The sequence below is a fragment of the Nitrosospira sp. TNL200 genome (genome assembly GCF_055386305.1).
In genome coordinates, this window is record NZ_AP041003.1 from 2,228,775 (window position 1) to 2,254,760 (window position 25,986).

Below are 25,986 nucleotides of genomic sequence, written 5' to 3' on the forward strand. Positions count from 1 at the left end.
GGTGGGCGGAATACGTCCACGCCTTCTTCCGCTACTCCCGTTGCTGCTATAGGGAAGCGCTGAATAAATCTCCGCTGGCGCGACGGCGGCTTTGCGGGATGGGATGCGCGAAAGGCGACGACGCGAATGGTTGATCCCCTTCGCTAGAAGCCTGACAAGGCAGACCACCCGCAAAGCCCCGTCCCATAAGGGTTGCGGTAAAATCGGGCGCTCATGGCGTTGCGCTCCTTGGCATCGTAGTCCAAGCTACGGCCTTCGTCGCGCGCCTTATGATCATCCCGATTTTACCAGCAACGCGCTCAGCGAGGATTTGTTCAGCGCTTCCCTAGGTTTTCACAACAATTTCATTACATTCTGGGGAGGCCGGCACAATACGGCCTCATTTCCACGCACAACGATCGGACGCTGGATCAGATCCGGGTTCTCCGCCATCAGGGATATCAGTTCATCATCGGACAAGTTCCGTTCATCGAGCTTCAATGACTGGGCCAACGGTTCGTCGGCGCGAAGCACATCGCGGACCGGCACGCCGAGCTTGCCGATCAATTCGCGCAAGCCGTTGGCGCTCAAAGGCGTTTCATAATAATTGATGGCGTCGAACTCAGCGCCGCTATCCTTGAGAAGCGCCAAAGTCGCCCTGCATTTGCTGCAGGTGGGTTTCTGATACACGACTAGTTTATCACTCATACCATTTCTCCTGTAGTCGTTCCCCGCACGGAGACGGAGACGTCATCCGCCATCGGTATCACTTCACCGGCGCCACGCTGTTCAACACGTGGCGAAGCATGCTGAGCGCAAGCTCGTGCTCACCAACAAATACTTCTCCCCCGCTTTCCTTCCGGAGCAATGCCGCTTCCTCGTCGTTGTGAGTGCGAACGATTATCTGGATGGAAGGATTAAGAATACGTGCTGTTTCGATCATTCGCCTTGCACGCAGCGTGTCCGGCACCGCTATCACCAGCATGGCTGCGCGCGCGATATGGGCCTGTATCAGTACTGCCGGATCTGCCGCATCCCCTGCCACCGCATGAATTCCCCGTTTGCGCAATCCTTCGACCGTTTCACGGTTTTGTTCCGCTACCACCAGCGGCACCCGCTGCTCCGCAAGCGCCTCGCCAATGCGCCCACCCACGCGGCCATATCCGACAACGACCACGTGATTGGTGACATAGCTGGAAGCGACCGTCATGGGCAGTTCCGCAAGCGGGTCATCCACCCGTTCAAGAACACGGGCGAGACTCGAACGAGAACGTATCCAGGCCTGCGCTGGCTCGATAATCTTGAATACAAGCGGATTGAGCGTAATCGAGATAAATGCTCCGGCAAGTATAAGGCTTTGAGCTTCCACCGGCATCAGACCGAGAGAAACGCCAAGCGCAAGGATGATAAAAGAAAATTCCCCGATCTGCGCCAAACTTGCGGAGACCGTCAACGCGGTATTGAGTGGATAGCGGAATGCAAGCACCAGCAGAAAGGCGGCCACCGATTTGCCAATAATAATGATGGCGAGGGTGGAAAGAACCCGAAGTGGCTGCTCTATCAACACATTCGGGTCGAATAGCATCCCTACCGAAACGAAGAACAGAACGGAAAACGCATCCCTCAAGGGTAGAGAGTCCTGGGCAGCGCGATGGCTCAAAGCGGATTCTCTCATCACCATACCGGCAAAAAAAGCGCCAAGAGCAAATGAAACGCCAAAAAGGGTTGCGGAGCCATAGGCGATGCCTATGGCAACAGCAATTACACTCAAAATGAAAAGCTCGTTGGAATTGGTGCTCGCGACATGCCACAACAGCCAGGGAAACACGCGCTTCCCGACGATTAGCATGAGTGCGACGAAAAGAGAAACCTTCCCGAAGGTGATCAGCAGGGTAGCCATGAGGCCAGAGGCATCGGGATCCGCCACCGCGCTGTCGATGCCGCCGGTTCCCAACCAGTCGGCGAGCGGTGGCATCAGCACGAGAACCAGAACCATCGCAAGGTCCTCGACAATCAGCCAGCCAACGGCAATCGACCCGTTGACCGATTTGAGCAACTGACGCTGTTCCAGCGCCCGCAACAACACCACGGTGCTCGCAGTAGAAAGCGCTACGCCAAACACGATGCTGGCTCCGGAGCCCCATCCCCAGGCCATTGCGACGGCGGTTCCCAGGGCGGTGGCCACCGCTATCTGGACGATGGCGCCAGGCAAGGCAATCCGCCGCACGGCAAGCAAATCCTCCAGCGAGAAGTGCAGCCCCACGCCGAACATCAGCAGGATTACCCCAATCTCCGCAAGTTGCGCCGATAGCTCCATATCGGCCACGAAGCCCGGCGTATGTGTTCCGATAATGACGCCGGCGGTCAGGTAACCGACCAATACCGGCAGCTTCAGGCGGTTTGCCAGCAGCCCCATGAGCAGGGCAAGCCCCAGGCTCACCGCGATGGTCGTGATTAAGGTGACGCTGTGAGGCATGTATTCGCCGCTTGAAACATGAAGAAACAGTCTTCGAGTTTACCAGCAAGAGCGGGACAGCGGCTGGGCGAGACGGGGATTCAGGAAGGCGCAGCGACTGGAAAAGAACCTGATCTGGCCAGAATGGCGATATGGTCATCCACTCGCATCCAGGACTGATTCAAGTCCCGGGAATCCGGCTTTATCATGAACTCCCGGCTGTTATGCTGCCTTATATTGCCTATGCTGCCTTATGTGCCTTATGCTGCCGTATCCGAAGACGCCATCCCAGCAATCCCAGTCCGGCCAGCATCATCCCCCAGGTCTCGGGCTCGGGAATGGCGGAAACCTGCCAGCCCATATCTTTCATGGCAGCGTAATCAAGCTCCGTAAAATGCTTGCGCACCCCCTGCGCAATCGTGGGATCCATGGCCGTTTCCACCCCGCCATATTGCAGCCCTTCCACCCAGTGTCCGCTGGTTACCGTGGGGTCGTAGCCGAGCAGATCATGAACTGCGGAGCCCGTAAAAACATTGTTGACGACCAGATTATTGAAAGATTTCGCATCGCCAAAACCCAGTACATGGCCAAGCTCGTGCACCGCTACGGAATACAGGTCATAGCCTGTAAAAGGCTCGTCCGTGCGAGTGTTGGGATCGAAATACCAGCTGGAAGCACTGTTGAAGGAAATCGAGCCGCCCCAGGGGCCGAAATCGGTTTGCGCCGCTGAAAGCGCGCCGGGTTGCCCCCTGCTGGCTGCGTTATCCAGGAAATCGGATGAACTGCTGGTGCTGGAAAAGCCTCCTGGGCCGCCTATCGCCAGCGAACGCCCCAGATCATGGGCTCCGACGAAAACCACGATCTGGTCAGCAGGCACGCTGAAGTTCGGCAAGGTAATATTCTTGTCGGCATCCGGCTGGAAAAACCGTATATCGAAATTATTCGAGCCCGACGAGACGACCGCAGTCAGGTTATCCTGGAAACGCGTCTCGAATGTCGAAGCTGCGGCCTCCAGTATGCTTTGCCGCGAACTATTGGCTCCCGTGAAAAAACCGGTGCTATCGTAGCGATAATCAAAATGGATATCTATATTCGCTGAAACCGGCGAGGCGGCGGCAACCAGCGCTCCCAGAAACAGATGATGACAAGTGAATTTCATTTCATTCTCCCGGTTTTGATTATCTGTTCAAACAAGCGCCTGTACGGCATTGACATGGGGCAAATCGAATTCCTTTGCGACCGCGGGATAGGTCAACGATCCGCCGTATGTATTGAGGCCGTATTGTAGCGCCGTATTTTTCCGCACGGCATCCAGGCCTTCATCCGCAAGAAGAAAGATATAGAACGCGGTCTGGGCGTTGAGCGCAAACGTGCTGGTACGGGGAACCGCGCTGGGCATATTGCCGACACAATAGTGCACCACGCCGTCCACTTCATAAATGGGATCGCTATGAGTCGTGGGGTGGGTGGTTTCCACGCATCCTCCCTGATCCACCGCCACATCCACGATCACGGAACCTTTGCGCATGTTTGGCAACATGTCGGCGGTAATCAGCCACGGCGCCCGGCCGCCGGGTATCAGTACCGCGCCAATGACCAGATCGGCGCTGCAGACGACCTCTTCTATATTATACTCATCACTGATACGCGTTTGTAATTGCCCGTGGTAAATGTCGTCCAGATATTTCAGGCGATCATGGCTCACATCGAGCACGGTAACCTGCGCGCCGGATCCCACCGCGACGCGAGCGGCATTTGTTCCCACGATTCCGGCACCCAGGATGGCGACATTCGCCGGCGCCACGCCGGGAACGCCCCCCATCAATACGCCGCGGCCACCGTAAGTTCTCTGAAGATAGGTTGCACCGATCTGGGTAGCCATACGGCCCGCCACCTCGCTCATGGGCGTGAGCAGCGGTAATTTCCCGCCCTCGGTCTGGACGGTTTCGTAGGCTATCGCCGTGGTGCCGCTTTCAAGCAGAGCGCTGGCAAGAGGCCTGTCCGAAGCAAGATGGAGATAAGTAAAAAGAATGAGATTCCGGTGGAGGTGCCGATACTCGGACGCGATGGGCTCCTTCACTTTGACCACCATTTCCGCCGCCCAGGCGTCGTCCGCATGCGGAACGATCCGGGCCCCGGCCAGGCGATATTCCTCATCGGAGAGAAAACTGCCTTCCCCCGCTCCCGCCTGAACCAGCACCTGATGTCCCCGCCGCACCAAGGTTCTGACCAGGCTGGGGGTCAGGCCTACTCGGTATTCGTGATCCTTCGTTTCTTTAGGAAGGCCAATCAGCATTTTTCAGGACCATATCTATTTCACTTGTTGAACCTAAGAAAGCGCTCATTTCTGGTCTGGAGCTATGACCCACAAAGACTTTCCACGGTGCTCGACGTTCATCTATACGGCGAGTTCGCTGCAAGGCGGATTTGCAATTGCAACTCCTTGCAATGGAATGGCCATTACGCGTCGCAGCACCTTGCTCTGCACCCAAAAACCGCACACTCCACCCTGTCCAACTGCCCGATTCAGATTGAAAGAACGGGTGGAAATTTTTTCACCAGTATACCTTAGGAAAGAGAGCTCAAGGCAATCAGGGTAACCCAGAGTGATCAATGGGAAACAAGCGCGCCCGCAAATGCTGGAGCACGAGGTCACGGGTGTCGACTCCCCTATCGAGCGCTGCCTGGTAATCGAACGTCAGGGTCGAATGCCCTCTTCCGGGTATCACGACAGGACGAAAGCGCCCGACACATCCCGGCCCGGCTCCCAGCGCAGCCTGCAATGATTCGAATCGCGCCGCGGGGCACCGGTCGTCATCCTCGAAACGAAGACCGAGCAGGGGCGCCGCATCGTCGCGGTGAGATGCCGCCATCAATTTCTCGGGTTCGACATCCAGGGCTGCGGGCTGGAATAACGGAAGGCTAGGCTGCGCGGTTACCGGCGCGACAAGAGATCGTTCCACCATCATGGCAAAAATAAAGCCGCCGGTATAGCACATTCCGATAGCGCCCACGCCGGGACCGCCATGCTCCCCATGCAGCTTCCGGCATAAGACCCGCAAAGATGCCGTGATCGGGCTCGATTTATCCGCCGCCAGGTTGTTGAACTCCCGCCGGATACACATTACCGGGGATTTCAGGAGCCCGATCATGGGGTTCTGCAGCGGCGCACCGAACAGAAGCGGCATCACCACGTGAAACCCACCCTCCACGATCAATTCCGCAAACTCGACTGTTTCTGCAGTCAGCCCCGGCAATTCATGCAGGAGAATAACGGCCGGACCTGTTCCTTTTCTGAAAAGCGTAAGCGAACGGCCATCAGCTGAGAATATTTCCTCACGAAAAGTCCGGATGGCGCTCATGTCGTCCCTGCACCCAGTGACAATGACTTCCGTTAGCTCAGCCGATGCACTGCCTTGGTCTCTACCTCTCTATCCTGCCCGCCATTGCCGTGCCGCCAGTCCGAGCCGGCGCTTATAACGCCTTTACCATATCTTCCACGACCTTCTTGGCATCGCCAAACACCATCATGGTCTTATCCATGTAAAAGAGGTCGTTGTCGAGGCCGGCATAACCGGCGGCCATGCTGCGCTTGACGACCATGACCGTGCGGGCTTTATGCGCCTCCAGAATGGGCATTCCGTATATCGGGCTGCCCGGCACATTCGCCGCCGGGTTTACCACGTCATTGGCGCCGAGTACCAGCACCACGTCAGTATTCGAAAAGTCGCTGTTGATCTCATCCATTTCAAGCACCTGTTCGTACGGTATTTCCGCTTCCGCGAGCAGCACGTTCATATGTCCCGGCATGCGGCCGGCCACAGGATGTATGGCAAAGCGCACGTTGACGCCCTTGGAGTGCAATTTTTCCGCGAGCTCCTTGACGGAATGCTGCGCACGCGCCACCGCCAGGCCATAACCCGGAACGATGATTACGCTGTCGGCATTGCCCATCAGAAATGCCGCATCATCGGCACTGCCGCTGCGATAGGTTTTCTGTGTCCCATCGCTTACAGCGGCCGCCCCCCCCTCGCTGCCGAAACCTCCAAGTATGACCGAGAGAAATGGCCGGTTCATCGCCTTGCACATGATATAGGAGAGAATGGCCCCGGAACTGCCTACCAGCGACCCCGCGATGATAAGCATCGGGTTGCCGAGCGAAAAACCGATTCCCGCTGCTGCCCAGCCTGAGTACGAGTTGAGCATGGAAATGACTACCGGCATATCCGCGCCGCCGATGGGAATGATGATCAGAAAGCCCAGCACGAACGCAATTGCCGTCATTGCGACGAAAGCGGTCCAGTTGGTGGTTTCACTGAAAAAGAACCAGAGGCCGAAACCCACCATGACAACCGCCAGTATCAGGTTGACCATGTGCTGCCCGCCAAACGTCACGGGGGCGCCGCTCATGCGGCCGGACAGCTTGAGGAACGCAATGACCGAACCCGACCAGGTCATCGCCCCGATGAAAGTGCCGAGAAAGAGCTCCAGCTTGCTTCCCATCGGCAACACGGCCGGCAAGCCGAACGAGGCCGGGTTGTTGACTGCCGCGATGGCGATGAATACGGCTGCAAGACCAACCAGTGAATGCATGAAGGCAACGAGTTCGGGCATCGCGGTCATTTGGACCCGCCGCGCGACCATGGCGCCGATTGTGCCGCCGATTGCGATGCAGACAAGTATCAGCGCCCAATTTCTGGTAACGGTCAAAGTGGTAGCGACCGCAATGGCCATGCCCACCATGCCGAACAGGTTGCCGCGGCGGGCGGTGAGCGGCGAGCTCAGGCCCTTTAGCGCGAGAATAAAAAAAACCGACGCGATCAGATACGCGAATGCGACTGAATTTGCTGACATGTACTAGCTTCCTTTTTTCTCTTTTTTCCTGAACATTTCAAGCATCCGCTGCGTGACGAGAAATCCGCCGAATACGTTGATTGCGGCCAGCGTCACTGCCACCGCTCCCAGCCATACCCCCCAATCCGTTTCAGCGGGACCGGCGGCCAGCATTGCCCCAACCAGGATAATCCCTGAAATGGCATTGGTTACAGACATGAGCGGCGTGTGCAGGGCCGGCGTCACGTTCCATACGACGTGATAGCCTACAAACACCGCGAGCACAAACACGGTGAGATTGATGATTGTCGGGTCGACTTCTCCAATCATGATCGCTCCTTCCAGACTTCGATTATTAAACCCTGAACCTGAATCAGGCCTTCCTGACGACTTCTCCGGCGGTGCAAACCAGTGTACCGGCGATAATCTCATCCTCACGGTTGAGATTGAACTCCCCGCTCTTCGCATCCAGCATCAGATTGAGAAAATTCATGAGATTGCGCGCATACAAGGCGCTGGCATCGGCCGCCACCAGCCCCGGCAGATTCGCAATGCCGATCAGATGTACTCCATGTTTTATCACGATTTTGTCCAGCTCCGACAAAGGACAGTTGCCTCCCGTCTCCACCGCCATATCGACGATCACCGATCCCGGTTTCATCGCCTCGACCGTCTCTGCCTTTATCAGCACCGGCGCAGGGCGCCCTGGAATCAGCGCGGTGGTGATGATGATGTCGGCTGCCGCAGCGCGCTGATGGACCAGTTCGCCCTGGCGCCGCTTGTAGTCGTCGGACATTTCACGGGCATATCCACCCGCCGTTTCTGCCTGCGCCTTTTCTTCCTCGCTAAGCGGTACCTCGACGAATTTCGCGCCGAGGCTTTCAACCTGCTCTTTTGCGGCCGGCCTTACATCGAAAGCTTCAATGACGGCCCCCAGCCGTTTCGCGGTAGCGATAGCCTGCAAGCCCGCGACCCCGGCTCCGAGGATCAGAACCCTGGCTGCTTTTACCGTACCCGCGGCAGTCATGAGCATGGGAAAGAATTTCTGGTAGATATTGGCGGCCAGCAGCACAGCCTTATAGCCGGCAATATTCGCCTGTGAAGACAGCACATCCATGCTTTGCGCCCGCGAAATACGCGGCAGCTTTTCCATCGCAAAGGCGGTAATGCCGTGCCTGGCCAGCGTCTCGATTCCTTCCGCCTGATGGGGCGAAAGAAGGCCCAGCAATATGGCATCTTTTTGCATCATTGCCAATTCGCCGGGTTCCGGGCTGCGCACCTTGAGCACGATACGGGACTGAGCGTAAAGTGCTGAGGCATCGGCTACAATACTTGCGCCGGCTTCACGGTATGCCTCATCGGGTATGCTCGCACCCTTCCCTGCCCCGGACTGTACCAGCACGGTATGCAACCCCTTGGCTGCATATTTCTTTACCGTCTCCGGTGTGGCCGCAACACGGGTTTCTCCCCCCCGAATCTCAGCGGGTATGCCTATCTGCATCGATATCTCCCTTCCTTATCTCTTCAATACCGCTCTTTTTTGGCAGACTTCAAATCGCCTCACCCACCTCTGATAACCTCTGATCAGTTCTCCCTCGGAGGCGTCGCAGACAAAACTGGCCAAAAACAAAAAAATAACCGTAACAAACAACACTGCCGGAGCATCCCGGCCGGGGAACGACCATGCACACCTTCGCGTCTGGTGCACGGAAAGGGAATGGGCATCCGTCCGCTGCTTTGCCATATGCCGCAACCCGACCCACAACACTCCTGGAAGCCAGCACAGCATGAGCCTTGTTCAGGGCAGCCCGGATTATAAATGAACCTGCGCCTGGTGCACCGGGAATTGCATGATTGCTTCGATCCCGGTGCATTGGCCTATGCCTGTATCGGGCTGGACTCCTTCAAGCAGTGGCTGATCCAGCGCGTGGTCAGCTTTTCCTGCACGCTATTCTGGCGTAAACGTGATGCCAGTCCTCCGAAATCGACCTGATCGAGCGGCTGATCCTGGTTGAAGCATGAAAACACATAGGTAACCTCTCCCGTTTCGGGGTCCTTGTGCGGCTGCAGGCACTGCGCGCAAATTTCCTTCATCATGCATTGCATCGGCGAATTGATCGAGCCGATGGCAAAGTGATCCGTTTTGAGATATGGCTGGAGCTTGTTGTGGCGGGCAGCACCCACTGCCGCCATCATGCGGTCCGAGCCGATGGCAATGATACGATCGGCATCGGCCAACCGTATCTTCTGCGAACCTAGCGCACCGCTGCCATACGCCGCCATCGCCTCGACAATATTGCCGACGTAGCTGAAATCGCCTGGGCGGGATGGCTGGAATCCCGGGGACTCGTCACAGCACCACACCACGACATCCGCCGCAGCTTCGATCTCCGCAACCTTGTAGCGATCGATCAGCTTCTTGTAGCCGGCAAAGTACAGAATCCTTGAACCGGCCGCTCGCGCTGCCGCGCCAATGGAAAACAACACCGCATTACCCAGCCCTCCACCCACCAGCACGACAGTTTCATTCGGCAGAATCTCAGTCGGCGTACCCGTAGGGCCCATCAGCACCACGGGATCACCCGGGTTGAGCTTGGCGCACAAATCGGCCGACCCTCCCATTTCCAGGGCGATGAGCGATACCAACCCGCGTGGAACATCAACTGAAGCTCCCGTCAGGGCAATGCCTTCCATCGCCAGCTTCGTTCCACCGGCAGTGGTTGCAAGCGAGGCAAAATTCTGGAAGCGGTAAAACTGGCCGGGATGGAAGCGTTCCACCGCCATCGGTGCATGCACCACCACTTCTATGATGTTGGGAGTAAGCCGCTCGACCTTATGCACTGTCGCGCGCAGGCGTCCGTTGATCTCAGCAAAAAATAGCCACACAGGATTGTTAGAGGCGGGAGCGCGGCGTGCAAGCACACTGCTTACTACCGGGTAGCCCTGTTTGGCGCTCGACATCGCTTTGACCACGTTACCCGAATAAGAGGGATGCAAGTCGCCAAAGAAGCTGATGAAACGCCCATCTTCACACCGGCTCAGCAACACCATCGGCGCCTCTGGTTTGGGGTTTGCCCGCACCGGGCTGACCAGATTGCCGTGTTCATCGCAGGCGGAGAAATAACGGCCGTTCAGCTTGAAATGCTTGTCGTCTTCCCTGGCGAGAACCGTATTGGGCTGGGTCCCTGCCGCAACCAGAACAGCTCGGGCTGGCAGGACGACTTGTCCGGATTGCTGCCATGATCCCGTTTCATCCAGCGACTGCACCGAAAACTGTACGGATTTCGCATGATCCCATCTATCCGTTTCAACCCGCAAGGGCGTGAGGCATTCGGCAAACCAGATGCCTTCCTCCAGCGCCTTCTCGACTTCCTCATGGTTGAGGGTGTAGGAAGGGCTGTCTATGAGCCGTTTTCGATAGGCGATGGTCGCGCCCCCCCAGGATTGAAGCAATTCCAGAATACGCGGCGCCCGCCCTTCTTCTTCAGCCTGTTTGCGTTCCGCCCGGATAGAACGTGCATGGGCAAGGAATTCCTCGGCAATTTCCCGCTCCTCCTCATCCCAGGCGCTGCGTATGGCCGCTTCGCCCTGCACTGCAGTGAGAATTTCATAACGACGGAGAAATTTATCCACCTGCACCGGGTAATAAGCCAGCGCCTCGGTAGCGGTATCGATAGCCGTCAGGCCTCCTCCAATGACGACTACTGGCAGGCGCAATTGCATGTTCGCTACCGAATTGATCTGCGCTGCGCCAGTCAATTGAAGCGCCATCAGGAAATCCGACGCAGCGCGAACGCCCCGCGCCAGCCCGTTGGGAAGATCAAGCACCGTCGGGCGGCCTGCTCCGGCCGCAAGCGCCACGTGATCGAATCCCATGGCAAACGCGTCGTCAGCCGTCAGGGTCCCTCCGAAACGGACCCCGCCAAAAAGCGCAAACTCTTCCCGCCGTTCCAGCAGCAGACGGATCAACTTGAGGAAGTTCTTGTTCCAGCGTACCGTAATGCCATATTCCGCCACGCCACCAAAACCGCCGGGCATGCGCTCATCCAGATTTTCATCAAGATCGGCGGCGTGGCGGATGGCGGCGAACGGCACACGTTCGCCCTGGCTGTTCACTCCTGACAGGCTGGGCTCGAGTGGCTCGATCTTGAGACCATCGATTCCCACCACCGCGTGGCCGTCATTCATCAGATGATGGGCCAGCGTGTATCCTGCGGGTCCCATGCCGACGACGAGCACCTTTCTGCCGGTCGGCGCCTTCGGCACCGGCCGGTGCAGGTTGAGCGGATTCCACCGCGTAAGCAGGCTATAAATTTCGAAACCCCAGGGCAGCTCGAGCACATCCTTGAGCGTGCGTGTCTCCGCCTGCGGAATATCGACCGGCTCCTGTTTCTGATAAATGCAGGACTTCATGCAATCGTTGCAAATCCGGTGACCGGTGCCGGCGCACATGGGATTATCCACGATGATCATTGCCAGGCTTCCCACGGCGACACCCTGTGTCTTCAGCTTGTGAAACTCGGAAATCCGCTCCTCCAAGGGACACCCCGTCAAGAGGACGCCAAGCTGGCTTTTCTTGAAGGATGGCGCCTCATCCGCGGATTTCGGTTTTTCCTTCAGCCCCTTCGAGCAGGAGTCCTTGCCCTGCTCATGGCACCAGATGCAGTAATTTGCCTCATCCAGGGCGCCAACCAGGTCGGTGCCAGGATCAGTGAGCGCGAACCCTTCCCTGCGGCGTATATGATGAAGCTTGTGAACGGCATAGCCTGCAGAATGATCCACATCCGTCGATAACAGATGGAAGTAATCCAGCTTGGCGGGAGCCTTGAACAGAATGCCCCCCTGGCTCCGCTTCCGTCCCGTCTGTGTTTTCAACGCCCAGGCGGCATAGAGCAACGCAGCCTTGAGCCGTTCTTCGTTTGCCGCCTCATCCCCCAGCCAGCCGGTAACATGGGTGGCGAAAGCCAGTTCAGAAAAATCCGTCCCGAACTCCACCGCCAGTTGCTCTTCCAGAGCGGGCCCATCCACCGCGGCTGCTTCCGCCTCGGTTACTTTGTTCATCGCCCGGCGCTGCACGAATTGTCTTTTGCAGGAATAGAGCGGGGCGAGCTGGTGATGGCGTGAGGCAAGCTCGCCAATTTCTTTTTCGATGCCAAACAACGCTCCGATGAAATCCTCCATCCACGGCGCAACCTCGATCAGCAGCGCGGCTTCCACCTTGCGGTCCAGGCTGGCGGGATTGGCGCGAGCCTGATCGAGGCGCAGGCGCAATACCGGATCTCCCGCATGCAGGAAATTAAGGAACGCCTGATCGAGTCTCGCCAACCCGTCGCGACGATACAGATCGGCAAAAACCATGCCGAATCCCAAATCAAGAGAAGAAGCGACTGCGGCCGATGCGGCATGGGGCGGGGTGTGAGATGCCATCTGTAAACTTGTCATATCAACGCTATCGATAAAATAAAGATGATCAAAGGAAACAAAAACGTTTGCTCGCTATAAGCCATTGAACCCAAATCCGGCAATTGACCATTTTTTAGTTTGAAACCATGATCCACAAAGACTTTCGCGATACCCGGCGTTTACCTGCGTGGTGAGTTCGCTACAACTACCGAATTCAGGTTGAATCGCAATCGGACCTAAACTCCCAATCTCAAGATACTCCACGAAGGCAGCCTGTGACGGAGGATCCCTTCATAACCCTTCTGGAAACAAGCTTTTTCCCTTTAAAAAACAGAAAAGCGGCAAGGGTCCTTTCGTCCCCTTGTCGCCCATGCAACACAACCACTACGACTTCCCCTTCCCTTACCGCTCGATCAAGAGGAAGATCAACCGGTTTCCGCGAGGATCATGCCTGCAGCAACAGTATTATTGCTGACTTCATCGATAACGATAAAGCTCCCCGTCGCATGGTTCTGCTGGTAGGGGTCGCAAACGAGTGGCTGCTGCATTTTGAGCGCCACCAGCCCGATATCGTTCATTTTCAGCGTATTCGCCGCTTCATGGTCCAGGGTATTCACATCGACCCGGTAATCTATCCCGCTCACCATCGCCTTCACCGTGCGCGTGGTGTGCTTGATAAGATACTTGCGCCGAGGATCGAGGCTCTGTTCCGACAACCAGCACAGCATCGCATTCATTTCCCTGGTAACTCTCGGAGCCGCAACAGACTTTACGAACATGTCTCCCCTGGAAATATCCAGATGATCTTCAATAGTGATGGTGATGGATTGCGGTGCGGCCGCACGATCGACATTGCCATCGTAAGTGACGATTTCCTTGATGCGCGAAATCAATCCGGAGGGTAGGACCTTTACCTCATCGCCGACACTGACTGATCCGGATTCGATGCGTCCCATGTAGCCCCGAAAATCGTGTAGCTCCTCGGTTTGCGGCCGGCATACCAGTTGCACCGGAAAGCGAAAATCCTCGAGGTTGAGGTCATGGTCGATCGGTATGTTTTCCAGCAAATCCATCAACGTGGATCCCTGGTACCAGTCGAGCATATCCCCGCGATCGACCACCATGTCCCCATGAAGAGCGGACATGGGGATATAAGCGATGCTGCCCAGCTTGAGCCCCGCGGCAAAACGGGCAAAATCCTTGCAGATGCTGTCGAATATCTCCCGGGAATAATCCACCAGATCCATTTTGTTGACCGCAACCACAAGATGGGGGATACCTACCAGGCTGGCAAGATAAGCGTGACGGCGGGACTGGGTGAGGACACCCTTGCGGGCATCGATCAGGATAATGGCAAGATTCGCCGTGGAAGCGCCGGTAACCATATTGCGGGTGTATTGCTCATGACCCGGCGTATCGGCAATGATGAACTTGCGCTTGGGGGTCGCAAAGTAACGGTAGGCGACATCGATGGTAATGCCTTGCTCCCGTTCCGCCTGGAGGCCATCGGTAAGCAGCGACAGATCGACGCCTTCCATTCCGCGCCGGCGTGTGGTGTGCGTGATGGCGCTCAACTGATCTTCGAAAATCGATTTGGAATCGTGCAGCAAGCGTCCGATGAGCGTGCTCTTCCCATCATCCACGCTCCCTGCAGTGATAAATCGCAGCAATCCGGCGTGATCGAATGAAATATCGTCTATGGCCGACATTTACAAGCCTTCTGGAAATATTTGTGAAATTTTCTGATTGCCTCAGGATTCCCGTGCCAGTCTTGCGGGCCGGCCCGGAAGTGACACCTCAGAAATATCCTTCTTTCTTGCGTAATTCCATGGATGCATCCGATGTCTGGTCATCCATGCGCGTGGCGCCGCGTTCGGTAATCCGGGTGGTAGCGGTTTCAGCGAGGATTTCGCCCACGCTGGCGGCGGAGGATTCGACCGGGCAGGTACAGCTCATATCACCCACCGTTCGAAAGCGCACCATCAGATTTTCCGGTTGCTCTCCTTCCTTGAGCTGCACGAGGTGGGATACCGGCAGCAGTCCATTGCCGCGCCTGACCACCTGGCGCATATGAGCGAAATATATCTCCGGCACCTCCAGTCCTTCGCGGGCAATGTATTCCCAGACGTCCAGCTCAGTCCAGTTACTGATGGGAAACACACGGATGTTTTCTCCGGGATGCACGCGTGTATTGTAGAGATCCCACAATTCGGGACGCTGGTTCTTCGGGTCCCACTGGCCAAATTCATCCCGGAAAGAAAATATGCGCTCCTTCGCGCGAGCTTTTTCCTCATCGCGCCGCGCCCCACCAAGGCAGGCATCGAAATGAAACTCGGAAATGGCATCCAGCAATGTCACCGATTGAAATGCATTGCGGCTCTGGTATTCGGAACGCAGCACCACCCGTCCCTTGAGGATGGATTCCTCCATGGTGCGCACGATCAGCCTCTCGCCCAGTTGCCGGGCGCGGCGGTCGCGAAACTCGATTACTTCGGGAAAATTGTGGCCGGTATCGATGTGCAGCAATGGAAACGGAAAACGGCCAGGACGAAATGCCTTTTCCGCCAGCCTCAGCAAGACAATGGAATCCTTCCCGCCCGAGAACAGCAACGCCGGATTTGCGCACTCGGCAGCCACCTCCCGCATGATGTGGATCGCTTCGCTTTCCAGCGCATCCAGATGACCGAATTGCCGTACTGCGACCTTGGAGCCGCCGATGCAATCGGCACGGTGCCCGTCGGCCATCCCTTCATCCCTGGTTACGGAATGCGCGGCATCCGTATTAAACGCTGGTATGTTTGTTGCTATGCTATTCAACATGATTTCGATCACTCAACCTCGGCATTTTTTTCGGAGCGCGACTCTGGCTCCCTGGATTCGAGGCCTTGGGGATGTCCTTCCCTGTGCCCGTTCTGTCCCGCAATGACTGGATCATTCCCAATGGGAATGGTGGAGCGATAGTGGCCTTTGGTGCCTTTGATACCTTTGGCGGGGTGCAGGCCGCACTCCTTGATCTCCGGATCTTCCCACCACCAGCGGCCAGCCCTCACATCTTCGCCCGGCGTGATCGCGCGCGTGCAGGGCGCGCAACCGATGCTGGAGTAGCCCTTGTCATGCAGGTCGTTATAAGGCACATCGAATTGCCTGATGAAGGCCCATACATCCGACAAGCTCCAGTCCAGCAGGGGATTGAACTTCTGCAGGCCATTGCCGGCATCGAACTCCGATTTGGCCAGATCCTTCCTGGTAGGCGCCTGGTCGCTGCGCAAACCCGTTATCCACGCGCGCTTGCCGCGCAGAGCCCGTTTCAACGGCTCCACCTTGCGGATATGGCAGCACGTTTTGCGCAAATCCACGCTGTCATAAAACCCATTCGGCCCGTGCCGCGCAATATAGGCCTCCACCGCGTCGGACTCCGGAAAATAAGCCCGCACACGGATGCCGTAACGGTCCGATACCTCCTGCATCAGCTTGTATGTTTCTTCGGGAAGGCGCCCCGTATCCAGCGTGAATATCTTGATAGCCGGATGATGCTCTGCGATCAGATGAGTCAGGACCATGTCTTCCGCACCGAAACTGCTGGCAAAGACAGCCGGGGCATAATCCTTCTGCACCCTGTCCAGCAAGGAAAGGACCTCGGCAATTTTCTGATCAAGGCTCATATGACGCTTCGATAAAGCGGAAAAATTCGTCCTTACTCACACGACCGCGGATGACTGCGCCTGATACAGCGGCGACCGCATGGCGGCCTTCAATGGCAAGGCACCCGCGAGGTCGAGCTGTCGATCGAAGGCAAGACAAAATTCCGCGGCGTCCATGGTCCATGCGTCCAGGTCGGAAAACCATTCAGTCAGCTTGCCATCATCGAACTCTTCCGCGGATCGCGAGAAATTCTCCGCGAATTTCGCCAGTTGCTGCGATAGCTGTGGTTTGGTCGGCAACATGCGGGCCAGTTCTTCCGCTTGCGCCGCCAGATCTTCATGCTTGCTGCCTCCCAGCAATTCCGCCACGCCCTGGCTGATCAATCGTGCGATTTCCTCGGCGCACTTTACCGATTCCTCGAATTTTCTTTGAAATTTGAGCGCATCCCGGTAGTTCCGCTCGTGCGCGGCATCAAAGAAGTTGGAACCGATTTTGACCTGGCTTACCCCTGCGCACTCGCCACCGCCCAGTTGCAGCACCTTGAAATCGCCATCCCTCCCATGATCGCGCAAGACCAATGGCAGCTCTTCCGGCCTGACCTCCATCAGATCCGCCAGCAGATTGGCAAAATACTCCTTACCCGCCCGCCGGGTCCACGCGAAGAAAGCCTCATCGGAAACGCGTTCCGATTCGAAAGCCGAGGTGACCCGTTTGACCGCCGCCTCGATGCGCGCGGAAGGCACCGAAGGTCCTTTTATGGCCAACGCACCACCCGCCATGCCATCGCCCCCGAAATACATCTGGTAATGCGGCACAAGCTTGCCATGCATGCGTCTGCCTTCGCCATAAATCCCTATATCGCCTGTCTCCGGCTGGGCGCAGCCGTTATGGCATCCAGAAACGCGGATCTTGAGGTCATGCGCCCCCCCGCTCAGCTTGGGCGCGACAACCGTACTGGATGTGATGCCCAGCCGGCAAGTCGAAGTACCAGGGCAGGCCACTACGTCATCTCCTGTTTTGGGCTCAGCCAAACCCAATGCAGTCAGTTCGGCGCGCAGCGGCTCGATTTTTTCCGCCGGGACATCTGGCAGAAACATGTTCTGATCCTGGGTCGCGCGAATTTCATGCAGGCCATGGGCTTCCGTAATACGGGCAAGGCCGCGCAGTTGCGCCACGTTCAGGTTTCCCATCGGCACGCCGATGGGAAATACGAAATGGCCAGGCTGCTTTTGCCCGAATACATGGCGCGGCGCGCCGATACCCGGGACTTCGCCGTCAGCGCCGCGACTCCACTCGCCTTGCGGATAATCCTGCGCCGCCAACGCCACCTTGACGCGGGCCAATTCCTCGCGATACTTCTGGATAAACCCCTCGGGACCGAACTTGTCCACCAGAAACTTGATCCGCGCCTTGGCCCGCTTGACCCGGTCGGAATAGCGGTTGTGCAATGAAATCACCGCTTCCATGACGAGCAGCAAATCCTTTTCCTCGATGAACTCCTCGATGATGATGGCTTCGTGCGGCTTGTGCCCGAGGCCGCCCCCCGCCATCACCTTGAATCCGAAACGCCCCTCATCATGCACGGCAACGATTCCCATATCATGCATCATTCCCTGTGCGCAATCGGACTCGCATGCCGAGAAGCTGATCTTGAACTTGCGCGGCATCTGCTGGGTCAGGGGGTTGCGCAAGAAATGCTGGACCGCGCCATCCAGATGCTTCGTGACATCGACATGCTGGCGCGGGCACACGCCCGACAGGGGACATGCGGTCACGTTGCGGATGGTATTGCCGCAAGCTTCGCGCGTCGTCAGGCCGGCGGTTGCGAGGTGCCGCAGCACCGCCGGCGTATCCTCGAGAGGCACGTAGTGCATCTGGATATCCTGGCGGGTGGTGATATGCACGACATCATGGTGCGCATATTTTTCAAGCATATCCGCGATCACGTTCAATTGCGGTCCGCTCACCCGGCCTCCCGGCAGCTTGATGCGGACCATGTTCACACCTTCCTGCCGCTGGCCGTAGATTCCCATTTGCAGACGGGCAGCCGTAAAACGATCGACATCCATCTTCAGGGCCTGGTAATCCTGCAGCGCCTGATCAAACGAGTTTATTTCCCCATCGTTGGCGAGGTCAGTCAAATGACTCATCTGTCTTCTCCACTAACACAAATTATGGCCATTCCAGCCCGGGTCTTGCTCGCATCTCCCTGTGCCTTCCATCGACGCCAAAGCTGTAATCCAGGAAAAAGGAAGATGATAGCAGGAGACATATATATCGGGAAAGAATATTATGTTAGATTATTATAACCCAATGTTAGGTAAAACCATAAACCATGAAACTGCAGCAATTGCGCTATCTATGCGAAGTCGCGAATCAGGGCCTGAATCTATCCAAAGCCGCGGAAATGCTGCATACCTCCCAACCCGGCATCAGCAAGCAGATCCGTCTTCTGGAAACGGAACTGGAGGTGGATGTTTTCGTACGTAACGGCAAACGCGTGGTTAACTTGACCCCTCCAGGACGGGCCATTCTTGAAATTGCCGAAAGAATGCTCAGAGATGCGAGGAATCTGAAGAAGATCGGCCAGGATTATGCCAACGAAGCCACCGGCTCTCTTACCATTGCCACCACCCATACCCAGGCACGGTACGCGTTGCCGCCGGCAATCAAGCATTTTACCGCACGCTACCCGAAGGTGAAACTCATTTTGCGGCAGGGCAGCCCCACGCAGATATCGGAGCTGGTTACTTCGGGGGATGCGGACATCGCCATCGCGACAGAAGCAATCGAGTTGTTTGATGAACTGGTCATGCTGCCTTGCTACCAATGGAACCGTTGCGTGATTGTCGGGCCCAGACATCCATTGCTGAAGCTCGATGTATTGACGCTGGAAGCCATTGCCGAGTATCCGATCGTTACTTATGACTTTGCGTTTACCGGCCGCTCAAAGATCAACCAGGCGTTCGATGCGAAAGGGCTGGTTCCGAACGTCGTGCTTACGGCGCTGGATGCCGACGTCATCAAAACTTACGTGGAACTGGGTCTGGGAATCGGCATTCTGGCGCAGATGGCATTTGAACCAAAACGCGACAAACACCTCAGGTCGATAGATGCGAGCCATCTGTTCACCCCGAGCACCACCCGCATCGGCATCAGCCGCAACAGTTATCTGCGTGGATATGTCTATGATTTTATAGAGATATTTGCGCCGCATCTGAGCCATGCGGTAGTGAAGGCGGCGATGGAGGGTCGTTCGTAACTATCAGAACTGCCGGATTCAGGTTCAACCCGGGATCTCGTGGCCGCACACCTGAGACTCCTCGTGCCCGCCGGACAGATAATATAAGAACAGACACAGGTCATCGGGCCAGGAACCTCCGCCACCCGCACGTTGCGGCCGCGGCAATGTGCAATTGTGGAAGCAACCATGGAATGGACGCCATGACGGTATAATGGCAACCTATTTTTGTCCGGCATTCTGCTCATGAACGCTATCAAGCTTCTCCCCGATTTGCTCATCAGCCAGATTTCTGCCGGGGAGGTCGTGGAGCGTCCCGCCTCCGCCCTGAAGGAGGTGCTGGAAAACAGCATCGACGCCAACGCCAGCCAGATCATGGTGCAACTTGCTCAGGGGGGGATAAAACAGATCCGCGTGGCGGACGATGGGGCAGGAATTTCCGGTCCGGACCTGCCACTCGCGCTCGCCCGCCACGCCACAAGCAAGATCGATTCTCTGCACGATTTGCAGAATGTCGCCACTCTCGGCTTCCGCGGTGAAGCTCTGGCAAGCATCGCCGCCGTTTCCCGTCTGACGTTATGCAGCCGCATAGCCGGCGAAGTGCACGCCTGGAGACTCGATGCGGAGGGAGGCCATATCCCTCAGGCAGAACCTGCCGGACTGGCTTGCGGCACAACGGTGGAAATACAGGATCTCTATTTCAATACCCCTGCACGGCGCAAGTTTCTGAAAAGCGAGGCCACTGAATTCGCCCATTGCGACGAAACGTTTAAACGCCTGGCCTTGTCGCGTCCTGACATCGGCTTCACGCTGCAGCATAACGGAACCGTGCGCCGCCACCTGCGCAAGCAGAACGCAGAGGCTCGGATAGGAGCGATATTGGGCGGCGAGTTCAATGACATTTCCATACCTGTCGATGAATCAGCGGCGGATCTGCGCATTTGGGGTGCGGCTGCGCTGCCAGCGTACGGGCGGGCTTCGCGCGATTCCCAGTACTTTTTTGTCAATGGCCGCTTCGTACGCGACAGGCTGATTGCCCATGCCCTGCGCGAGGCCTATCGCGACGTTCTCCATCTGGACAGGCATCCCGCTTTCGTACTATTCCTCGAAATGAATGCCGCAGAGGTGGATGTAAACGTGCATCCGACCAAAACCGAAGTGCGTTTTCGCGACCCCCGCGCACTTCATCAGTTCATTTTTCATGCCATCGATAAAGCGCTGGCATCGTCGCACACCATTTCCCGGCCATCATCTGCGGCAATTGCCGTGCTGGGCGGCAGGCAGCAAAACGAATCCTTCGCAGGATCTGCCAGCGCAACAGCCAATCATTCCGCTTATAAGGGCCAGACCGCTTTTGCGCCTGATGCGATGGATGACAGGCTGGGGGGATATACCGCCCGGTCGGCCGGATCTGCTCAAGCGGCTCAAGCATACCAGCACGCTACGGTAGCCCAGACGCCGGCATCCTATGGGTTCACGCCCCGCGACGATGCCAGCCCGGAAGCCGAAACCCGGCATGGCGAGGTTGCCGGAGCGCCGAGGCTGGGTTTTGCCCTGGGGCAGCTTCTGGGTATCTATATCCTATCCCAGAACGAGCGCGGCCTGCTGGTAGTGGACATGCATGCCGCCCATGAACGCATATTGTACGAAAAACTCAAGTCGGCGCTGGATACATGCACGCTCTCGATGCAATCCCTGCTGGTTCCGGCAGTCTTCCACGCAGACAGCCTGGAGGTCGCCGCAGCCGAGGAAAATAGCGCGGCGCTGCATGAGCTCGGATTCGAGATTTCGATATCTTCTCCCACGACCCTGGTGGTCCGCGGCGTACCCGATGCGCTCAAGGACAGCGATGTGGTGAAGATGGCACGGGACATATTGAGCGAACTTCGGGAATTCGGATCGAAACAGGCCCTGGTCAGCAGGCGCAACGAGCTTTTGTCTTCCATGGCGTGCCACGGCGCGGTGCGCGCCAACCGGCTGCTTACCCTGTCTGAAATGAATGCCCTGTTGCGTGAAATGGAGAAAATAGACCGTACCGACCAATGCAACCATGGCCGCCCAACCTGGTTCGAAATAAGCCTTTCGGATCTGGACAGGATGTTCATGCGCGGCAGGTAGACGGACAAAAGGAATTATTAATGCGGCCCTTCTTAAGGAAGCGCTGAATAAAACTCCGCTGGCGCGGCGGTGGCTTTGCGGGATGGGATGCGCGAAAGGCGACGACGCGAATGGTGCGACCGCGCAGGGCGGAGCAGTGTCTTCCGAAAGGAAGATGCGACCCCGTAGCGGGCTGCTGGCGCCCCATGTATACTTTGGCGCGCTCTGGCATCGTACTCCCGGCTACGACCTGCGTCGCGCGCCTTATGATCATCCCGATTTTACCAGCAACGCGCTCAGCGAGGATTTATTCAGCGCTTCCTTAAATATCCTTGCATTAGCCAATTGACCGCTCATTTCCAATTTAGAACCATGATCCACAAGGACTCTCCGCGGTACTCGATGTTCGCCTGTATGGAGTCTTGCTGCAAGGTGGATTCAGGATGAAAAGTACGCTGCTGGGAGGCCTTTCGCCTCGGGTTTTTCTACATGAATACTGGCAGAAGAAGCCGCTTCTGATACGGGGCGCCTTCCCTGGCTTCACCGGCCTGCTTTCTCCTGAGGACATCATGGAGCTCGCCTGCCGGGATGATGCGCAGTCCCGCCTGGTCACCCGGAAACACGGACTCTGGCAAGTGAGACACGGCCCATTCATGCCCCGGTCGTTCTCGGGCCTTCCGCCGGCAAAGTGGACTCTTCTGGTGCAGGACGTCAACCATTTTCTGCCTTCGGCTCGCGCACTGCTTCTCGAATTCAATTTCATCCCGCATGCGCGCCTGGATGACCTGATGGTCAGCTATGCTGCCGCTGGCGGGGGTGTCGGCCCTCACTTCGACTCATACGACGTATTTTTACTGCAGGGAATGGGGCGCAGGCGTTGGCAGATATCGGCACAGCAGGACAGGACATTGATTGCGGAGGCGCCTTTAAAGATACTCCAGGACTTCAGGCCGGAGCAGGAATGGCTGCTGGAACCGGGCGACATGCTGTACCTTCCTCCCGGCTATGCGCACAACGGAATCGCCGAGGAACACTGCATGACATACTCGATTGGCTTTCGTGCTCCCAGCCATCAGGAATTGGCGGTCCAGTTTCTCGTTCATCTGCAGGACAACAGCGACATCGAGGGAATGTACAGCGACCCGGATCTCACCCGGCAACGCCATCCAGGGCGCCTTCCCCCCGCCATGCTGCGCCAGGCCGCTACCGTGCTGAATAATATCAAATGGCGTCGCAGCGATATCGAGCGCTTTCTCGGCACTTATCTGACGGAACCCAAGTTCCATGTTTTTTTCACGCCTCCCATCCGGACGGTAGCGCGGAAGAAATTCATCCATCAGATCAGGGAAGGCAAACTGACGCTGAATCTGAAAAGCCGCATGCTATGCGGGAAAAAAACCGTCTTTCTGAACGGTGAGGCTTATCCAGTTAGCGCCATCACCCGTCAATCGCTGGAAAAACTTGCTGATACCTGCACGCTGCCCGCGGGCGGCAACCTCGACGACGAGGCGGTGTCATTATGTTACGAGTGGTATCTCGATGGTTTCATTGATATATAAAACCGGGTTTGGCGCTGACCCGTCCTGATCGGCAATGACCGCTCCGCGGATCTTCAAGACCCGGAAAAATTCCTCGGCCAGCGATTGGAACCAACCTGCAAAAGCCTTTGCCTGTGTGATTAGCGCTATCATTTATAGCCGTGGAAGACAACAACTGGACAACATTTCTGAATTCTGCTATTAAGATAGTGGTCTTCAAATTTGAATGGCCGAAACGCTTCAATCCACTACCTGTAATTGTTATAACCTATAAAGGAGATTAAAAAAATGAAGTACTCGCTCCTCGCTGCCGCTCTTGTAACATTCACATTCGCTGCATGTGACCAAATGAAAGAACACAAAGCCGGCGAAGGCAAGCCGGGACAATACCCCCCGAGCCTTTGGGAAAAGCGTGAAGGACAAGTCAGCGATGCAGAGATTGAAGCCGCTCAGAAGGGTGACTCTGCTTCTTCGGAGGCAAAAAAAGATGCCGGATCAGATCAAACCAAGTAATGGCAGGAATAAGCAAGCCTTAAAAAAAGCCGTCCTTCGGGACGGCATTTTTTTGTCCTGAATGCGGCAGATATCCGGCTTCATGCCCGCAAGAACCCCCTTTCCAATGCCTGAAAAGAGCGTATTTTCTATTTTCCATGGCAGCTTGAGCAGATCCGGGGTATACTCCATATTTTTATGTTCAAAGGAAATACTGGACAATGAAATACTCATTCATTGCTGTTGTCTTGGCGTCATTCCTATTGACCGCTTGCGAGCCGTACAAGAAGCACCCCATGGACAAACCGCCGCCCTCCGCCATGGCGGATCGGGCTTCCGCTCCCAATTTTGACGATCTTGATAAAACGGATGAAGCTGAAAGCGCCGGCACCGATGACAAGAAACAGGAGCCCGGTAAATAGCGGTATCCTCGCTCTCGACATACCCTCTCCTTCGTGGCGGTAACCATTAAGGATAGTTGATTTTTTGCAAGATCGTGGGTAATCAGGTATATTTTTACGATATACTAGGGACCGTCACAAAAACCTATTTATATTTTATTAAGGAAGCCAGACATGAAATTATCACTCCTCGCAGCCATCCTGGTGGCGCTCACTCTGACGGCATGCAACAGGCCCAAGCAGGCTCTACCGGAAAATTCAACCACATACGGAACCAGAACAGAAGAGGGGACAACCCTGGATCAGGAACGTGGAAGCGCTCCAGACGACAAGGCCGCCGCCGCTCCTGCTGACGAGGATGAATATTCCGGTCAGGCTGTTCTTCCTGGTCACGCGCTTGACGGAAATGGCAATCCGATAAAAGAAGGACAGAGCGCTATTCCCGCAGGCCACTAAGCCTGGCTTTAAATAAAAGCCATCCGTACGGATGGCTTTTTGTTGCCCGTAACCTTTTCATACCCATGTAGAATTTTTGTACCGTTTGACAAACGGGCACAGGCTTTCCATGGGAAGCCGCTTTTCACAGGATCACAGGACGCTAGTTTGAGGATTGAAGGGTAACGGTCGTTAATTGTATGCTATCATCCGTTACCAACTTTTTTAAAAGGGAATTAAATAATGAGACTCACGCTTCTCGCTGCTGCCTTGGTGGCATTGACAATGGCCGCCTGCGGCAAGCCGAACCAGGCGCTTCCCGAGCAGGAAAAAGCTAATTTCGCGAAAATCACTTCCCAGTCCGCCAAGCCGGCAGATTCAAGCGCCCCTGCTTCGGAAGGATCTGAAAGCGCAGGTGACAGCGCTCCAGCGGATGCCGCACCGAAATAACATCCAAACTGCTTCGGGCAAAAGCCGTCCCATGGACGGCTTTTTTTGGATCGAGAATCGCAAAATATGAAAATCGGATACCGGAGAAGATTATAGGCTTCCAAGTTGCCGCCAGCCAAACCCTTCATCCTGATCAGCAACACCGATCCAGTCGGCCGTGCAGTTCAATACTTCACTCAGCATGCTCCTGGCGAGCAGCGGCGTATTATTTTTCTGGCTCAAATGGGCCGCAATGACATGCTGCAAACGCCTGCAGTCCAGCCTGGCCAGAAGGCTGGCCGCAGCTGAATTTTCCAGGTGGCCGAAACGGCCGCCCACGCGCCGCTTCAGGCTGGGTGGATAATCGCTCTCCGCCAGCATCTGCGCATCGTGATTGCATTCCAGCACCAGCGCATCGCAGTAATTCAGTACCGCCTCGATGTGAGGAGTGGAGCATCCGGCATCCGTAAGCACGCCTAACCGAAAAGACCCATCGCCAAAAACGAATTGTGCGGGTTCATTTGCATCGTGAGGAACCGGATAAGGTTGCACCTCGATATCGTTGATGGAGAAGCGGTGGAATGAATCGATTATATTTATTGCCGGCAATCGCTCGAAAGCCCCCTGGACGGCGCACAGCGTGCCATGCGTCAGCCAGACCGGAATGTTGAATTTTCCTGCCAGGCGGGCTACACCACCCACGTGGTCATCATGCTCATGCGTGACAACAATCCCGTTTATCATGCCAGGATGAAGGCCTAACCGGGCTAGCCGGGCAACTGTCTCCCGGATTGTAAAGCCGCAGTCGAGCAGCAGCCGGGTATCCCCTGCCTCAACCACAAGGCAGTTTCCACGCGATCCGCTACCCAGGCTGGCAAAACGCATGCTGGGCAGAATAGAAGAATCTGGAAAAAGGAAACGGGTCGTCCATGAAGGAATTCATTCTCCCTGCAGCAGAGCGGAGTTTTGAGATAATTTTTTTGAGATAATTTCTCTGACTTGATGATATAACACAGCCTGCTTGTCACAAACCTGCAAATC

At 56.3% G+C, this 25,986-nt stretch carries 23 protein-coding genes; 8 read left to right on the forward strand and 15 right to left on the reverse strand.

The genetic code is table 11. From position 1 onward, the window contains the following. Positions 1-333: 333 nt before the first annotated feature. From arsC to ACZ5CE_RS10090, 13 genes are all read right to left on the reverse strand, one after another. Positions 334-687: an arsenate reductase (glutaredoxin) gene (arsC, locus tag ACZ5CE_RS10030; protein WP_464574764.1), complete on the reverse strand. Its 354-nt coding sequence runs from the start codon at positions 685-687 to the stop codon at positions 334-336. Between the two features lie 58 nt (positions 688-745). Beyond that, positions 746-2,455: a cation:proton antiporter domain-containing protein gene (locus ACZ5CE_RS10035; protein ID WP_464574765.1), complete on the reverse strand. Its 1,710-nt coding sequence runs from the start codon at positions 2,453-2,455 to the stop codon at positions 746-748. Positions 2,456-2,675: 220 nt separating this feature from the next. Further along, the gene (locus ACZ5CE_RS10040; protein ID WP_464574766.1) at positions 2,676-3,593 is read right to left on the reverse strand and encodes a matrixin family metalloprotease; all 918 of its coding nucleotides are present in this window, start codon (positions 3,591-3,593) and stop codon (positions 2,676-2,678) included. Positions 3,594-3,620: 27 nt separating this feature from the next. Then, positions 3,621-4,730 (reverse strand): alanine dehydrogenase, encoded by a 1,110-nt coding sequence (gene ald, locus ACZ5CE_RS10045; RefSeq protein ID WP_464574767.1) that lies wholly within the window; start codon positions 4,728-4,730, stop codon positions 3,621-3,623. A 295-nt stretch (positions 4,731-5,025) separates the two neighbouring features. After that, positions 5,026-5,796 (reverse strand): dienelactone hydrolase family protein, encoded by a 771-nt coding sequence (locus ACZ5CE_RS10050; RefSeq protein WP_464574768.1) that lies wholly within the window; start codon positions 5,794-5,796, stop codon positions 5,026-5,028. 112 nt (positions 5,797-5,908) lie between these two features. Further along, on the reverse strand, positions 5,909-7,288 hold the full coding sequence (locus tag ACZ5CE_RS10055) for an NAD(P)(+) transhydrogenase (Re/Si-specific) subunit beta (RefSeq protein WP_464574769.1): 1,380 nt from the start codon (positions 7,286-7,288) through the stop codon (positions 5,909-5,911). Between the two features lie 3 nt (positions 7,289-7,291). Then, positions 7,292-7,597, reverse strand: coding sequence for an NAD(P) transhydrogenase subunit alpha part 2 (locus ACZ5CE_RS10060; protein WP_464574770.1), 306 nt, complete (start codon positions 7,595-7,597; stop codon positions 7,292-7,294). Positions 7,598-7,640: 43 nt separating this feature from the next. Next, positions 7,641-8,768, reverse strand: a complete 1,128-nt coding sequence (locus tag ACZ5CE_RS10065; protein WP_464574771.1) for a Re/Si-specific NAD(P)(+) transhydrogenase subunit alpha — start codon at positions 8,766-8,768, stop codon at positions 7,641-7,643. 377 nt (positions 8,769-9,145) lie between these two features. Continuing rightward, positions 9,146-12,709, reverse strand: a complete 3,564-nt coding sequence (locus tag ACZ5CE_RS10070; protein ID WP_464574772.1) for an FAD-dependent oxidoreductase — start codon at positions 12,707-12,709, stop codon at positions 9,146-9,148. Between the two features lie 386 nt (positions 12,710-13,095). Next, a complete protein-coding gene (gene cysN / locus ACZ5CE_RS10075) occupies positions 13,096-14,379 on the reverse strand; it encodes a sulfate adenylyltransferase subunit CysN (protein ID WP_464574773.1) in 1,284 nt (427 codons plus the stop codon). Positions 14,380-14,467: 88 nt separating this feature from the next. Beyond that, positions 14,468-15,415, reverse strand: a complete 948-nt coding sequence (gene cysD / locus ACZ5CE_RS10080) for a sulfate adenylyltransferase subunit CysD (RefSeq protein WP_464577485.1) — start codon at positions 15,413-15,415, stop codon at positions 14,468-14,470. An 83-nt stretch (positions 15,416-15,498) separates the two neighbouring features. After that, positions 15,499-16,332: a phosphoadenylyl-sulfate reductase gene (locus ACZ5CE_RS10085; RefSeq protein WP_464574774.1), complete on the reverse strand. Its 834-nt coding sequence runs from the start codon at positions 16,330-16,332 to the stop codon at positions 15,499-15,501. 36 nt (positions 16,333-16,368) lie between these two features. Then, on the reverse strand, positions 16,369-18,462 hold the full coding sequence (locus tag ACZ5CE_RS10090) for a nitrite/sulfite reductase (protein WP_464574775.1): 2,094 nt from the start codon (positions 18,460-18,462) through the stop codon (positions 16,369-16,371). 185 nt (positions 18,463-18,647) lie between these two features. Between ACZ5CE_RS10090 and cysB the strand changes: the two genes are divergently transcribed. The 5 genes from cysB to ACZ5CE_RS10115 all read left to right on the forward strand — a co-directional run bounded on the left by cysB (position 18,648) and on the right by ACZ5CE_RS10115 (position 23,701). Beyond that, complete coding sequence (gene cysB / locus ACZ5CE_RS10095) at positions 18,648-19,574, forward strand: HTH-type transcriptional regulator CysB (protein WP_464574776.1); 927 nt, start codon at positions 18,648-18,650, stop codon at positions 19,572-19,574. A gap of 225 nt (positions 19,575-19,799) precedes the next feature. Then, complete coding sequence (gene mutL / locus ACZ5CE_RS10100) at positions 19,800-21,671, forward strand: DNA mismatch repair endonuclease MutL (RefSeq protein WP_464574777.1); 1,872 nt, start codon at positions 19,800-19,802, stop codon at positions 21,669-21,671. Between the two features lie 154 nt (positions 21,672-21,825). Beyond that, positions 21,826-21,999 (forward strand): hypothetical protein, encoded by a 174-nt coding sequence (locus ACZ5CE_RS10105; protein ID WP_464574778.1) that lies wholly within the window; start codon positions 21,826-21,828, stop codon positions 21,997-21,999. Positions 22,000-22,093: 94 nt separating this feature from the next. Continuing rightward, a complete protein-coding gene (locus ACZ5CE_RS10110; RefSeq protein WP_464574779.1) occupies positions 22,094-23,209 on the forward strand; it encodes a JmjC domain-containing protein in 1,116 nt (371 codons plus the stop codon). A 267-nt stretch (positions 23,210-23,476) separates the two neighbouring features. Then, a complete protein-coding gene (locus ACZ5CE_RS10115) occupies positions 23,477-23,701 on the forward strand; it encodes a hypothetical protein (RefSeq protein WP_464574780.1) in 225 nt (74 codons plus the stop codon). Here ACZ5CE_RS10115 and ACZ5CE_RS10120 read toward each other — a convergent pair. After that, positions 23,684-23,914 carry a hypothetical protein gene (locus ACZ5CE_RS10120; RefSeq protein WP_464574781.1) on the reverse strand — a complete coding sequence of 77 codons (231 nt, stop codon included), beginning with the start codon at positions 23,912-23,914 and terminating at the stop codon, positions 23,684-23,686. The genes ACZ5CE_RS10115 and ACZ5CE_RS10120 overlap by 18 nt on opposite strands. Positions 23,915-23,976: 62 nt before the next feature. Between ACZ5CE_RS10120 and ACZ5CE_RS10125 the strand changes: the two genes are divergently transcribed. From ACZ5CE_RS10125 to ACZ5CE_RS10135, 3 genes are all read left to right on the forward strand, one after another. Continuing rightward, entirely contained in the window at positions 23,977-24,102 is a 126-nt protein-coding gene (locus ACZ5CE_RS10125) for a hypothetical protein (RefSeq protein WP_464574782.1), read from the forward strand. 153 nt (positions 24,103-24,255) lie between these two features. After that, positions 24,256-24,537 (forward strand): hypothetical protein, encoded by a 282-nt coding sequence (locus ACZ5CE_RS10130; protein WP_464574783.1) that lies wholly within the window; start codon positions 24,256-24,258, stop codon positions 24,535-24,537. 222 nt (positions 24,538-24,759) lie between these two features. Next, positions 24,760-24,966: a hypothetical protein gene (locus ACZ5CE_RS10135; protein ID WP_464574784.1), complete on the forward strand. Its 207-nt coding sequence runs from the start codon at positions 24,760-24,762 to the stop codon at positions 24,964-24,966. 90 nt (positions 24,967-25,056) lie between these two features. Here ACZ5CE_RS10135 and ACZ5CE_RS10140 read toward each other — a convergent pair whose 3' ends face one another. Further along, complete coding sequence (locus ACZ5CE_RS10140) at positions 25,057-25,830, reverse strand: MBL fold metallo-hydrolase (RefSeq protein WP_464574785.1); 774 nt, start codon at positions 25,828-25,830, stop codon at positions 25,057-25,059. Between the last annotated feature and the right edge of the window lie 156 nt (positions 25,831-25,986).